Source organism: Cupriavidus sp. 21MJTG02-4 (assembly GCF_057798975.1).
Window position 1 is genome coordinate 77,324 of the sequence record NZ_JBYOJP010000013.1, and the last position, 13,022, is coordinate 90,345.

General features: G+C 64.9%; 11 protein-coding genes. 7 read left to right on the plus strand and 4 right to left on the minus strand.

Annotated features, from left to right (window positions below):
* Window positions 1-1,357 precede the first annotated feature (1,357 nt).
* A complete protein-coding gene (locus AC3FKH_RS23660) occupies window positions 1,358-2,332 on the plus strand; it encodes a Bug family tripartite tricarboxylate transporter substrate binding protein (protein ID WP_488678222.1) in 975 nt (324 codons plus the stop codon).
* 49 nt (window positions 2,333-2,381) lie between these two features.
* On the opposite strand, the gene AC3FKH_RS23665 is transcribed toward AC3FKH_RS23660, so the two are convergent.
* Both AC3FKH_RS23665 and AC3FKH_RS23670 read right to left on the minus strand, forming a co-directional pair.
* Entirely contained in the window at window positions 2,382-3,116 is a 735-nt protein-coding gene (locus AC3FKH_RS23665) for an SDR family NAD(P)-dependent oxidoreductase (protein ID WP_488678223.1), read from the minus strand.
* A 37-nt stretch (window positions 3,117-3,153) separates the two neighbouring features.
* The gene (locus tag AC3FKH_RS23670) at window positions 3,154-4,002 is read right to left on the minus strand and encodes a TauD/TfdA dioxygenase family protein (RefSeq protein ID WP_488678224.1); all 849 of its coding nucleotides are present in this window, start codon (window positions 4,000-4,002) and stop codon (window positions 3,154-3,156) included.
* 112 nt (window positions 4,003-4,114) lie between these two features.
* Between AC3FKH_RS23670 and AC3FKH_RS23675 the strand changes: the two genes are divergently transcribed.
* Window positions 4,115-5,119: an AraC family transcriptional regulator gene (locus AC3FKH_RS23675; RefSeq protein ID WP_488678225.1), complete on the plus strand. Its 1,005-nt coding sequence runs from the start codon at window positions 4,115-4,117 to the stop codon at window positions 5,117-5,119.
* A gap of 30 nt (window positions 5,120-5,149) precedes the next feature.
* Here the strand turns inward: AC3FKH_RS23675 and AC3FKH_RS23680 are convergent, their stop codons facing one another.
* Window positions 5,150-7,846, minus strand: coding sequence for a winged helix-turn-helix domain-containing protein (locus AC3FKH_RS23680; protein ID WP_488678226.1), 2,697 nt, complete (start codon window positions 7,844-7,846; stop codon window positions 5,150-5,152).
* 314 nt (window positions 7,847-8,160) lie between these two features.
* On the opposite strand from AC3FKH_RS23680, the gene AC3FKH_RS23685 reads away from it, so the two are divergent.
* From AC3FKH_RS23685 to AC3FKH_RS23695, 3 genes are all read left to right on the plus strand, one after another.
* On the plus strand, window positions 8,161-9,216 hold the full coding sequence (locus AC3FKH_RS23685) for a beta-keto acid cleavage family enzyme (protein ID WP_488678227.1): 1,056 nt from the start codon (window positions 8,161-8,163) through the stop codon (window positions 9,214-9,216).
* A gap of 90 nt (window positions 9,217-9,306) precedes the next feature.
* On the plus strand, window positions 9,307-10,278 hold the full coding sequence (locus tag AC3FKH_RS23690) for a quinone oxidoreductase family protein (RefSeq protein ID WP_488678228.1): 972 nt from the start codon (window positions 9,307-9,309) through the stop codon (window positions 10,276-10,278).
* Window positions 10,279-10,377: 99 nt separating this feature from the next.
* The gene (locus tag AC3FKH_RS23695; protein ID WP_488678229.1) at window positions 10,378-11,136 is read left to right on the plus strand and encodes an SDR family NAD(P)-dependent oxidoreductase; all 759 of its coding nucleotides are present in this window, start codon (window positions 10,378-10,380) and stop codon (window positions 11,134-11,136) included.
* 52 nt (window positions 11,137-11,188) lie between these two features.
* Here AC3FKH_RS23695 and AC3FKH_RS23700 read toward each other — a convergent pair whose 3' ends face one another.
* A complete protein-coding gene (locus AC3FKH_RS23700) occupies window positions 11,189-12,001 on the minus strand; it encodes an SDR family NAD(P)-dependent oxidoreductase (protein WP_488678230.1) in 813 nt (270 codons plus the stop codon).
* 317 nt (window positions 12,002-12,318) lie between these two features.
* Between AC3FKH_RS23700 and AC3FKH_RS23705 the strand changes: the two genes are divergently transcribed.
* The gene (locus tag AC3FKH_RS23705; RefSeq protein ID WP_488678231.1) at window positions 12,319-12,555 is read left to right on the plus strand and encodes a FitA-like ribbon-helix-helix domain-containing protein; all 237 of its coding nucleotides are present in this window, start codon (window positions 12,319-12,321) and stop codon (window positions 12,553-12,555) included.
* Entirely contained in the window at window positions 12,542-12,958 is a 417-nt protein-coding gene (locus tag AC3FKH_RS23710; RefSeq protein WP_488678232.1) for a type II toxin-antitoxin system VapC family toxin, read from the plus strand. The genes AC3FKH_RS23705 and AC3FKH_RS23710 overlap by 14 nt, the downstream gene beginning before the upstream one ends.
* The last annotated feature ends 64 nt before the right edge of the window (window positions 12,959-13,022 follow it).

The following is a 13,022-nucleotide window of genomic DNA, read 5'->3' on the forward strand; positions in this document are numbered from 1 at the left end:
CGTTCTCTACTGGAACCGATCTTAGGCGCCGGGGATTGGCGGCAAGTATCCGGGTTAACCCGCCAAAGCAGGCCAACTGGAATGGCATCGGACGAGGCGAATTGCGCCATGGGACAGACTTGGCTCGCGGTAAACTTGCGCAATTGACACGCGAGTCAATTGCCAGCGGAGAACATCGGCGCAATGACGCAATCTTTCACTGCAGGCTGTCGGAAGCGAATTGGATACATGCCTGAATTTCATGGAAATAACGTGAGATGTCATTTTCCATGCCGTGACGTATTGCTTAGGATGCGCTAAGCACCGATCAATGTGATCGCCCTCCGGAAAGAGCCGCGTAAGGCTCAATCAACGCTTGTCGCAGGCACGAACCAAGCCCCAAGCCCGCGCTGAGGGTTTTCACCTCCGCTGCCCGACACCGACTCCAGCCCCGACAGGTTTTCCGAAACCATAGTGCCCGTCCCGCTGCCAATGCGGTCTGAAGCCACGCGAGCGAAAATGCCAGTACAAGAGCCATAGCTATTCCTTAACGTCGCTCCCGACCGGATAGCGCCATGTCATGCGATATTTAAGTAATTCATTACGAATGATATTTCACGCGATTATATTAAATATAAAAAAACTGTATAAGACCGCCATTTCAAGCTGCAGCGCACAAACCTATAGTGAATGTAATTTTTTCCGGGGAGGACCCGTAACCACCGACGAGGAGGTGGATGAATGCTAAGAACAGCTTTGTTGCTTGCGGCGGCAAGTGCAGCGTTGGGCGCGGGTGCTGCGTATGCTGGCACCGGGACTCGGGACGTTTACACGGATGGCTCGAGCGTGATGGGGTCGCGGGACCCGTTCACGGATGGAAGTAGAGCAATCACTGACAGGAGGGATGTGTTCACCGACGGTGCCAAAGTCACGGACAAGCGGGATATGTTCACGGATGGTTCGTAAATCGCCGACCGCGAGCGCTAACGATAATGAGGCGAGATCAAGCTCCGCCTCTCCAAGCCCCCGCCTGCGGGGGCTTGGTCTTTTTAGGGCCGAGCCAGCACTCGATTCTCGGGGCACACCCATGCAATATTCGATTGGCGATCCAGCGGGCATCGTGATTTCCCCTATGCGCCCCCAAATGTAAAGAAAATGCCCCAATTTGTTAATGGGCCCGGTGGCATGGTCAATACATTGAGCGGCGGAACGCAATTCTCCACAGGGAACGGATGGCGCAACCCCGGCTACCGGCTTCAGCCCTTTGGCAAACGGCGCTTCCGCCAACGAAGCATTCTTTGCATTGCCCCGTACCCACCCGGCAACGCGGCTGGTGCGGGCTCGTACCCATCTAAAAAACCCATTTGGGGAGACAGACATGATCCGCCCTGCCCGCTTTTGCGCCCGCCACGCGGCCGTCGCCGCCGTCCTGGCACTGACCGTGCCCGCTGCCATGGCGTGGACCAGCAAGCCCGTCCGGATGCTGGTGCCGGCCCCTGCCGGAGGAACCATGGACGTGTTTGCCCGTGTGCTTTCCGAACAGCTCACGGCAGACCTGGGCCAGCCGGTGGTGGTCGACAACAAGCCCGGCGCGGGAGGCGGCATCGCCATCAGCGCGATGCTGTCAGCGCCAGCCGATGGCCAGACCATCCTGGTCTCGACCACCAATGTCGTCACGGAAATTCCCCATGTGATGAAGGTTCCCTATGATCCGATCCGGGATATCAGGCCGGTGGCCGCCGTGGCCAGGTCGGCCCTGGTCCTGGTCGGGGCGCCGAGCCTGCCGGCCAAGGACCTGCCCCAACTCGTCAGCTATGTGAAATCGCATCCGGGAAACCTGAGCTATGCCTCCTACAGTGCTGGCACCGCCGCCCACTACGCCGGTTCGATCATGAACCAGAAGGCCGGCATGGATCTGCAGCATGTGCCGTTCGCTGGCTCTCCGCCGGCACTGACGCAGGTGATGGGCGGACAGATCGCCGTGATGTACGACGGCATGGTGGCGTCGCTGCCGATGATCAAGGCCGGCAAGTTGCGGGCCTTTGCGGTCGCCGGGAAGGAGCGCTCGCCGCTGTTGCCGCAGGTTCCCACCTTCGGCGAAATGGGCTACCCGGACATTGAGTTCAGCAACTGGATCGGGGTCTTCACCTCCGCCAGGGTGCCGTCCGACCTGACCCAGAAGATCCAGGCGGCCGTCTACAAGGCGGCCTCGACCCCACGGGTGCAGGAACGGATCAGCTCGCTTGGCTTCGAGCCGATGGCTCCGCAGTCCCTGTCTGAACTCGGCCAGGCCGTGCGCACCGAGTATGAGCGCAATGCTGGGATCGTGAAGACCTACAACATCCAGCCCTGATGCCGACAGCCCCGGAGATGTCCGGGGACATTTTATTTTTTCCCGGCCTTCAGGCGCGCCGCATCAGGCTATAGCTCTGCGCAGTCGGCCCGAAGTCCGGCATGCTGGCCAGGAACAGGGCCAGAGGCACGACATCGTCAGGCTGCTTGAACCACTCGCCCGGCGGCGCGGCCACATCACGCGTCATCTCCGTCCTGACAGGGCCAGGAATTAACTCATTGACGCTGATGTTGTCCTCCTGCAGTTCCGTCGCCAACGACTGCGTGAGCATCCACAGCCCGGCCTTGGAACAGGAATAGGCCGAGAAGCCCGCATTGGGACGCCGCCCCTGGCCCGAACCGATCATGATGATCTTGCCCGCTCCGCGCTGGCGCAGGTGGCCAATGGCAGCATGCGCGGTATGGTAGGCGCCGGTAAGGTTGATATCGATGGTCTTGCGCCAGAGCTCCGGATCCCCGTCCGCAATCCTGCGCTGCTCGAGCGCGACACCGGCATTGGCCACCACGATATCGACACCGCCGAATTCGTCGCTGGCGCGCTGGAACAGGGCCTGCATCGTCGCGTAGTCGGCCACGTCCGCGGCATGGGCAAGTGCCCGGCCACCGGCTTCGCGGATCAGCGCGGCTGTCTGCACGATGTCGGCCTCGCCACGGGCGCTGCATACCACCGCGGCGCCGGCGCGCGCGTAGGCCAGCGCGATGGTGCGCCCGATACCGCGGCCCGCACCGGTGATAACGGCTACCTTGCCCTTGAGCAGTTCCGGATCCATATGGGTCATTGTCATTCTCGCTTTGCGTTGCAATGGGATGGCGACTTGTTGCTCAGAACGGGCGGTCGCCGATTACCGTGGCCCGGTCCATCTGTCGATGGCATGGCGGGTAATCCATGACCGCGTAGTGCTGCGTCGATCGGTTGTCCCAGATCGCCACGCTGTTCTTGCTCCAGCGCCAACGCACCTGGTACTCCGGGATGTAGGCCTGGGTGATCAGGTAGCGCAGCAGGTCGGACGCCCCCACGTTGAAATCCTGTCCGACGCGCACGCGCGCCGGCGTGTGGAAATTCGTAAAGTGCGTGGTGAAGCCATTGACGAACAGCACCTTCTCCCTGGTCTCGGGATGGGTCCTGACGACGGGATGCTCCGCATCCGGAAACTGTGCCTTCAGGGCCAGGCGCTTTTCGATGGACAGGGCCGCGCCGAAACTCGCCTCGATGCTGTGGCGCGCGCGCAGCTCGGCAATCTCGTCCTTGACGTGCTGCGGCAGGTTTTCATAGGCCAGCACCATATTCGCCCACATGGTGTCGCCCCCCACCGGCGGACATTCGCGGCAACGCAAGATGGCGGCTCGCGGCGGCGCTTCACGCCAGGTGGCATCGGTGTGCCAGGTGTTTTCGTAGCGCGGCGCAGGCTGCTCCGGACTTTTGTAGATGCGGACCAGTCCCGGATGCTCCGGATCGCTCCCCGCCACCGGATGATCTTCGAGTTCGCCAAAACGCCGTGCAAACGCCACGTGTTCGCCGGCCGTGAGGTCCTGGCCGCGCAGGAACAGTACGCGGTGCCTGAGCAGCGCCTTGTCGATGGCGTCGAAGAGTCCGTCGTCGTGGATGGCATCGGCAAGACTGACGCCGACCAGTTCGGCGCCAATGGAACAGGTAAGGGGCTCGACTTGCATGGCGACTCCGTCAGGGAATGAAGGTCGAGCCAAAGTATTGAAGAAGCGGCGCGGAACGCGTTGACATCGCGGGGCAGGGACTTTACATTTTGGGGCACCTGGGAGAACGCCTATGCCGGCACCATTGCAGCGAGTCAACCTGTCCGAGTTTGTCGACGTGGCGCGCCAGGTCGGCCTGGACCCGCATTGGCTATTGCGGCAGGTGGGCATCAGCCCGGCGGCGCTGGTCGACCCGGAGGTCCGGGTGCCGGCGCGTTCGGTCATGCTGCTGCTGGAAGAATCGGCGCGGCTTGCCGGCGTCGAGGACCTTGGCCTGCGCGTGGCGCAAGCTCGCCAGCTGGGCAGTCTCGGCCCGCTGGGCGTGGTCATGCGCGACGGCGCCACGCTGCGCAAGGCGCTTGGCGCCATGACGCGCTACCTGCACCTGCTGAACGAGGCGCTGGACCTGCGCATCGAAGAAGTCGGGGATACCGCGATCGTCAGGCTGGAGCTCCTGGTAACGATCGAGGGCTCCATGCGGCAATCGACGGAATTCGTGATTTGCCTGTGGTTCCGACTGTTCAAATTGCTGTTCGGCACGGCATGGAAACCGCGCAGCGTCTGCTTCAGCCACCGGACACCCGCCAGCACGGCGACGCACCGGCGCGTGTTCGGCGTGCCAGTGCGGTTCGGCCAGGAGTTCGATGGCATCCTGCTGGCCGCAGCAGATCTCGACGTGGCGGGTCCGAGCGAGGATACGGCGCTGGCCCGCCATGCGCGCGAATTCCTCGATATCAAGCTCGCGCAGTCCGATTCCACCATGCCCGACAAGGTCAGGAAGCTGGTCTTTGCCCTGTTGCCAACGGGCGATTGCGGCGCCGAACGCATCGCCGGCCAGCTTGGCATCGACCGCAAGACCATGCACCGCCATCTGGCGGGCTATGGACAAAACTACCTGTCGGTGGTCGATGGCGTGCGGGTCGAACTCGTATCGAAATACGTCCGCAACAATGAACGGCCCTTGTCCGACGTGGCCAGCCTGCTGGGCTTTTCTTCACTCAGCGCGTTTTCAAGGTGGTTTTCCACGCGCTTCGGCTGCAGCGTGTCGGCATGGCGCCGCCAGCACCCGTCGCCATAAGCGGCACGCCAGCGCAGCCGCGCACCGGAATTATTCGAGACCTTCCAGCAGTCCCAGTAACTGCGCGCGCCGCACGGCATGCTTGCGCGTGCCGGCGCTGAGCTTTGCGAACAGGTTCTTCACGTGCCACTTGGCCGTGACTTCGCCTACGCCGATGGCCTGGGCAATCTCCTTGTTGGAGAGATTGCGCGCGAGCAGTTCGAGCACTTCGCGCTCCTTCGGCGTCAGCACCATGCTGGCCACGGCATGCGGCTGCGTCACCGGGCGTTCGTGGCGCTGGGCGCGTGCCGCCGGCAACGCCTGGCCGGCCTCCGGCTGCGCGGCGTTGTCTTCCGCCACCCGCCGGGCCCAGTCGGCCAGGGCCGGGTGCGTATCGGCGAACAGGCGGGCGAAGCCATAGGTCTGCGCCAGGTTCATCGCTTCCTGCAGCGATCCGCGGTTGTCCTCGCCCTGGCGATGGTGGACAAATGCCTTCAGCGCCAGTATCTCGATGCGCCGGCGCCCGAGGTTCGCGGCCTCGGCCAGCGGCGCGGCGCGGGCCAGCGCGCTGGCCGCCGCAGGCCAGTCCTGGGCGGCGATCGCGGCGTTGGCATGGGCCATGGCCTGTAGCAGCGCGACCTCGCGGAGCCAGAGCGGCCCCTGGTCCGCGTGGCCTTGTGGCACCAGTTGGTCCAGGCGAACGATCAGGCCGCGGCAGGTCTCGGCCCGGAAGCGTCCGGCATGCATGCGCACCTGCTCCGCCAGGCTGGCGATGCAGAGCCGCGGCGTCCGGCGCGCGATGCCCACGGCGTACAACGCTTCGAGGAGGTCGAGGGCACGGTGCTCGGCGCCCTGCGCGCTGGCCACGCGCGCCGCGCCCAGGTAGGCGAGCAGCGATGTCTCCGCCGTGCCCGAGCGCTCCAGCACGTCGAGCCGGTTGGCGAGCAGCGCAGCTGCTTCGTCGACCCGATCCCGTTCGTAGACGACCGCGGCCAGCAGCGTCGCCAGCATGCAGGCCAGCGGGTGGCGGCGGCCGAGATCGGCTTCGGCACTGGCCAGCGCGGGTCGCAGGACCGCCTCGCTGAGCATCACCTGCCCTTCGCGCAGATAGCTCAGTCCGGCAACGAAGTCCCCCCAGCGCGCGGCGTACCGGTGGCCTGCGCCGAGATCGCCGCGCGGCGCGAGCTGGAGATGGCGCCGCGCATGGCCAGTCTGCCCCTGCAGGATCGCCGCCATCGCCATGCGATTGGCGTGCATCTGCGCCACGCGCGGCTCATGCTGCGCGGGCGGCTCGCGCCACGGCTCCAGCAGCGCGAGGCAACGGTCCGGCTGGTCCGCGTAGTAGGACGCAATGCTCAGGATCAGCGCACATTCATAGCGCAAGGGCGCCTCGATGCCGTCCCCTTCGAGCATGCGCGCCACCAGCGACTCGGCCTCTTCATGCCGCTCGCCAAGCGCTATCACCCACGCAGCCGCCAGGCGCAGGCCCGGATGCCGGTCCAGTTCCGTGTCCGGAAGACGCTCCAGCCACTCCAGGACGGTGCCGAGCCGCCCCTGCATCACCGCATCGTAGAGCGAACGCCCGGCCAGTTCGATGGCGACCGCGTGCTGGCCCGCCGCGTGCGCGTGGCGTGCGGCTTCCTCGGTCATCTGGTGCGCGGCAAACCAGTGCATCGCGCGGGCATGCAGCGCGGCCAGTTCCTCTGCGGGCAACGCGTTCAGGCGCACCTGCAGGGCGCTGCGCGCGAGCGTGTGCAGCCGGCACCAGTCGCTGCCGTCCCCGGCCACGAAAATGGGCGTCTCGCGGACCAGCCGCGCCAGATGCGCGGCCGCGTCATCCTGCGCGGTCAGCGCACGGCACAGGTCTGGATGAAGGTGATCCACCAGGGCAACGCGGATCAGGAATGCGACGTCTTCGGGCGAAAGTTTCGCCAGCAAGCCACCCACCAGCGGCTCGCCTTCCTCAGCCGGGCGGGTCAGCATCGCTTCGATGACATTGCGCGGGTCGGCGCCGCGCTCGATGGCGGCCAGGACGAGTTGCAGGCCCAGCGGCCATCCATCGGTCATCTCGTGCAGGCGCGCGCAACTGTCGGCATCGACCCGATCGCCCGCGCGGCTGCGCACCAGCGCGATGGTTTCCTCCAGCCGGAAACGCAAGAATTCCGCACCGACACAGGCGCACTGGCCATAGGCTGCCAGGTCGAGCACCGCCTCGCTGAAGCCGCTGCGCGCGGCCACCACGATGCGCAGGTTCGCCGGCGGGTTGTGCAGCAGATAGAGCAAGGCCGAGAACCCCGCCCGCGAAAGGCGTTCGGCTTCATCGACGATCAGCACCAGGTCGAGCGAGGACTGCGCCACCTCTGCCAGCCACGCCGTCATGCCTTCGGTACCGTCCGGTGCAGCCTCTGCGCTTTCGAGCAGCGTGCGGCCGAAAGCGGGCCTGCCACAGCCCGTGCGCACGGCGAGCACCAGCCCGTGCAGGAACCGCCGGGGATCGTCGTGGTGGTCCGCGGACACCCAGGCCACTGCCGCACCCCGCGCCAGGAACTCGCGGCGCCATTGCGCAAGCAGCAGCGTCTTGCCAAAGCCCGGCGGTGCCTGCACGACGATCACGGGCCGGTCGCGCAGCGCGCCGCTGTCCAGGTTGAGCCGGGCGCGCGCCGACTGGTGCCGCGGCACGCGCGGCGGCATGGTCTTGAGCGAAAGATCGGCATGCGCGGCGCCAGTGCCGCGGCTGGAGGAAGTCATCTGGCAAGTCCTCATTGGCTTGAAGGGCCGAACGTGCCCCGGCGTGCATGCTGAACGGCGGGCATGGCTAGTCTCGCCTGCTGCGCCTTGTCGTCGGGCGGCGTGCCTGGCGCGCATATGGGTGCCGCATTACAGGCACGTCTCTCCCATGGCCCGCAATCGCCATCCCCTCCTTCGTGGAGGGGGCATGTCTTGTGCCGGCGCCCTAGCATGCGGGAACCGTTGCGGGCGGCCAGTCCTGGCCCGGCCGCAAGATCGGCAGACGATCCAACGGGCGCACTGCCCGACGCCCACTTCCCAATCAGGAGGACAGCATGCAATTTCTGGACGATTCCCTGCACCCCGAAAACATGGAGAAAGTCGTCATCACGGTGGCCCCTTATGGCCCCGAGTGGATGCCGGAAGACTTCCCCGAGGACATCCCCGTGACGATGGAGGAACAGGTTCAGAAGGCCGTTGATTGCTACAACGCAGGCGCAACGGTGCTGCACCTGCATGTGCGCGAACTCGACGGCAAGGGGTCCAAGCGGCTGTCGAAGTTCAACGAACTGATCGCGGGTGTGCGTGCCGCGGTGCCCGACATGATTATCCAGGTCGGCGGCTCGATCTCGTTCGCGCCGGAAGACGAGGGCCAGTCTGCCAAGTGGCTGTCGGACGATACGCGCCACATGCTCGCGGAACTTACGCCGAAGCCCGACCAGGTGACCGTGGCGATCAACACCACGCAGATGAACATCATGGAGCTGCTGTACCCCGAATACACCGCGGGTACATCGCTGTCCAACCCGGCCTACGTCGCGGCCTACCGCGAGATGACGGTGCCGGCCGGACCCGGCTGGGTCGAGGAACACCTGCGCCGCCTGAGCAACGCCGGCATCCAGCCGCATTTCCAGCTGACCGGCATCCATGCGCTGGAAACGCTGGAACGCCTGGTGCGCGCGGGCCATTACAAGGGTCCGCTGAACCTGACATGGATCGGCATTGGCGGCGGCTTTGACGGCCCCAACCCGTTCAACTTCTTCAACTTCGTCCACCGCGCGCCGGATGGCAGCACGCTCACCGCCGAGTCGCTGCTGAAGAACGTGCTGCCGTTCAACATGATGGCGATGTCGATGGGGCTGCATCCGCGTTGCGGCATCGAGGACACGATCATCGACCAGCACGGCAACCGCATGACCTCGGTGCAGCAGATCGAGCAGTGCGTGCGCGTGGCGAAGGAACTGGGGCGCGAGATTGCTTCCGGCAAGGAAGCGCGCGAGATCTATCGCATCGGCACGTGGTACGACAGCGCCGACGAGACGCTGGCCGCCCACGGCATGGCGCCGAACCGGCAGGCCGGGCAGAAAAACCTGCCGCTGCGCGCCGCCTGAGCCGCATGGCCGCCCGTCCGGGCCAAACGGCATCGCGCAGGGCGGCCGGCAATCGGCATCAGGCAAGAGCTTCTTCCAGGAGATAGACCAGTGGCAAAGGCAATTCGCTTCTACGAGACCGGCCCGGCCGACGTCCTCAAGTTCGAGTCGGTCGACGTGGGCGCCCCGGGCCCGGGGCAGGCGCGCGTGCGGCATACCTATATCGCCGTCAATTTCATCGACATCTATTTCCGCACCGGGCACTATCCGCTGGCCCTGCCCAACGGCCTGGGCTCCGATGCCGTGGGCGTGGTCGAGGCCGTCGGCCCGGGCGTGACCGACATCCGCGTCGGCGACCGCGTCGGTTATCTGCTCGGCCCGCAAGGTGCCTACTCGGACGTGCGCGTCATGCCCGCCGAAGTGTTGATCCCGCTGCCCGAAGGCGTGTCGGACCGCACCGCGTCGACCCTCATCATGAAGGGCATGACCGCGCAGTACCTGTTCCGCCAGGTGTATCCGCTCAAGGGCGGGGAAACCATCCTTTATCACGCTGCCGCTGGCGGCGTCGGCCTGATCGCCTGCCAGTGGGCGCGCGCGCTCGGCGTGACCATGATCGGCACGGTCAGCACGGACGAGAAGGCCGAGATTGCCAAAGCCAATGGCTGCACCCACACCATCGTGACGTCGCGCGAGAACATCGTCGACCGCGTGATGGAGATCACGGACGGCAAGAAGGTACAGGTGGTGTTCGATTCGGTGGGCAAGGAAACGCTGGACGCATCGCTCTCGTGCCTGCAGGTGCGCGGGACGCTGGTCAGCAACGGTACCACTTCCGGGCCGGTGGAAATCGACAGCCGCACGCTTGCGGCAAAGGGGTCGCTGTGGGTCACGCGTCCGGCCATGATTCACTATGCCACGCCGCGTTCGCACATGCTTGCCATGGCCAATGAAGTGTTCGACATGGTGCAGGCCGGCAAGATCACGAGCGAGCCCAAGCAGAGCTTCGCGCTCGCCGACGCCGCACAGGCGCACCGCGCGCTGGAATCCAGGCAGACCAGTGGCGCCACCGTTCTGATACCTTGATGCCTGTCTCCCGCGCGCGGTGACGCAGCTCTCGCATCGCGCGGCGGGAATCACGATCATCACGATCGGCCGGCTGCAGTTCAGGAAAACGGAGGCATCATGGATCTGGAATTGAAGGGCAAGCGCGCGATCGTCACGGGCGGCAGCCGCGGTATCGGCAAGGCCATTGCGCTGCAGCTCGCGCAGGAAGGCGTCGACGTCGTGCTCGCGGCACGTGGACAGGAAGCCCTGGCGGAAACCGCTGCCGAACTGGCGGCACTGACCGGCCGCCGCATCGTGCCGCTGGGGGTCGACACCGCCAGCCAGGCGTCGGTCGACGGCATGGTGGAACAGGCGATTGCCGCGCTGGGCGGCATCGAAATCCTGGTCAATGCCGCGGCGATGCCGGGCGGCATCTCGCCGGCCACGCAGCTCGACCAGATCGTCGATATCGAGGTACTGCAAGACATCGACATCAAGGTCGTCGGCTATCTGCGCACCGCGCGTGCGCTCGTCCCGCACCTGGTGGCGAACGGCTGGGGGCGCATCATCAATATCGGCGGCCTGGCGATCTACCACACGGGCCGGCCGGTCGCCACGCTGCGCAATGTAGGCGTGGCGGCCGTCACCAAGAACCTGGCGGACGAACTCGGTCCGAAGGGCATCAATGTCACGGCGGTGCATCCCGGCCCGACGCGCACCGAGAAGACCGACGCCGCAACCGAAGCGTGGGCCGCCACCAGGACCAGCCTGGGCCGCATCGTCGATGCGAGCGAGGTCGCCTCGGTCGTCACCTTCCTCGCCTCCCCGCGCAGTGTGGCCATCAATGGCGATGCCATCGCGGTCGGCGGTGGAACCCCGGGATCCATTCACTACTGATTCACCGCTGCCTCGACACGTGCCGCCCCTTCGGGGCAGCACGTGCGAGCCATTAGCGCTGCGGCACTTCCTCAAGCCGCTGGCGCAGCACCGCGCGCAGGTCTTCGCCGTAGCCGGTGAGCGTGCCGCCATCCACGGCCAGCATTTGGCCGGTGATCATGTCCGCCCGCTCGCTGGCGAGGAAGGATACCGCTTCACCAATCTCCGAGGGATTGCAGAACCGGCCGAGGGGCACCGTGCGCTTGATCAGCGCATCACGCTTCTCCCTGGACGCGTAGGCCTCGATCGCGGGCGTCAGGATGCCGCCGGGACACACCGCGTTCACGTTGATGCGCTGGTCCGCCAGTTCCCACGCCAGATGCTGCGTCAGCCCCGTGACCGCATGCTTGGACGCGGTGTAGTCCACGCTGCTGAAGTACGCCATGCGGATGCCGGCGATTGAATCGATATTGACGATCTTGCCCTTGCCCTGCGCCTGCATGGCGGGGATGACCGCCTGGCAGCAGAAGAGGATGCCCTTTGCATTCACCCCCATCACGCGGTCCCAGTTTTCCTCGGTCACATCGCACACCAACGCAGACGCCCCGCCCACGCCCGCGTTGTTGACCAGGATATCGATACGGCCGAATGCCTCCAGCGTCTGGGCGGCCATCGCTTCCGTATCGGCCTTCTTGCTGACGTCGGCGCGGATTGCGACGGCACGCTTGCCCTCCGGGTCGATGCTGGATGCAACGCGCTGAGCGGCATCGAGATTCAGGTCCACCACGGCAATCTTCGCGCCCTCGCGGGCCAGCACGTGCGCGATGCCTTCGCCACCACCCTGCCCGGCTCCGGTGATGATGGCTACCTTGTCCTTCAGTTCCATGGATTGTCTCCTTGTGAACGGGGGCCGGCATCAGGGTGTGCGCGGCTGCAGTCCGAGTGCAGAACGTACCCGGCAACGGCGGGGAGAGTCTTGACAATCTGTGGCATCAGATTGACATCCTGGGGCAGTCAGGGAAATCACGCAGCCGGCGCTTGGACCTGATCGGCAGCCGAAAAGAAGCGCGGATGTGGAGCAGTCGTAATAAATCTCGACAAAGCGGAGCGGAGGAAGCCTAATTTCGGCACGCTATCAATGTTTGCAACCCCGGTCGAAAACGCTATCATTGATAGCATCCAGGTAAGGGCAAAGGAGAAGACATGGCAAATCTTCTGGTGCGCAATATCGATGACGGTCTGGTCCAGCGACTGCGTGAACGGGCTGCCTCGCACGGACGTAGCGCCGAAGCCGAGCATCGCGAGATTCTGTCGAAGGCGCTAGGGGCTACCAGGCGCAAGAGCTTCGCAGAGGTGCTGATGAGCATGCCGAATGTTGGTGAGGACGCTGATTTCGAGCGCATAGACGACTCGGGAGAGGCTGCACGTGTATTTGGTTGATACCAATGTCGTTAGCGAGGTGCGAAAGCGCCAGCGTGCTAACAGGGGTGTAGTGGCATTCTTCCGGCAGGCGAAGGATAGTGACGTCGACCTCTACCTCTCCGTGGTGACGGTGGGAGAGCTGCGACGAGGTGTCGAGTTGGTACGTCACCGCGGCGATGCCCAACAGTCGGCACAGCTTGACCGGTGGCTAGAGACTGTTTTTCGCGAATTCTCACAGCACATACTTCCGGTGGACGAAGACGTCAGCCAGGTCTGGGGGCGTCTTCGCGTACCGCATCCCGAGCACCCCCTGGGTAAGCTGATAGCAGCCACAGCCTTGATCCACGATCTGACCGTTGTCACTCGCAATGTGGATGACTTCGCTGGGCTGGGCGTACGAATACTGAATCCATTCGACTAACGAATAGCATGAGCCGCCCCGGCTTCCGTGGGGCAGCTCATGTCCATGGTGAAGCCAGAATGGC

Coding starts and splice junctions, on each gene's coding strand:
- AC3FKH_RS23660 (WP_488678222.1), top strand. CDS start 1,358: ATGATCCGCCCTGCCCGCTTTTGCGCCCGCCACGCGGCCGTCGCCGCC.
- AC3FKH_RS23665 (WP_488678223.1), bottom strand. CDS start 3,116: ATGACAATGACCCATATGGATCCGGAACTGCTCAAGGGCAAGGTAGCC.
- AC3FKH_RS23670 (WP_488678224.1), bottom strand. CDS start 4,002: ATGCAAGTCGAGCCCCTTACCTGTTCCATTGGCGCCGAACTGGTCGGC.
- AC3FKH_RS23675 (WP_488678225.1), top strand. CDS start 4,115: ATGCCGGCACCATTGCAGCGAGTCAACCTGTCCGAGTTTGTCGACGTG.
- AC3FKH_RS23680 (WP_488678226.1), bottom strand. CDS start 7,846: ATGACTTCCTCCAGCCGCGGCACTGGCGCCGCGCATGCCGATCTTTCG.
- AC3FKH_RS23685 (WP_488678227.1), top strand. CDS start 8,161: ATGCAATTTCTGGACGATTCCCTGCACCCCGAAAACATGGAGAAAGTC.
- AC3FKH_RS23695 (WP_488678229.1), top strand. CDS start 10,378: ATGGATCTGGAATTGAAGGGCAAGCGCGCGATCGTCACGGGCGGCAGC.
- AC3FKH_RS23700 (WP_488678230.1), bottom strand. CDS start 12,001: ATGGAACTGAAGGACAAGGTAGCCATCATCACCGGAGCCGGGCAGGGT.
- AC3FKH_RS23705 (WP_488678231.1), top strand. CDS start 12,319: ATGGCAAATCTTCTGGTGCGCAATATCGATGACGGTCTGGTCCAGCGA.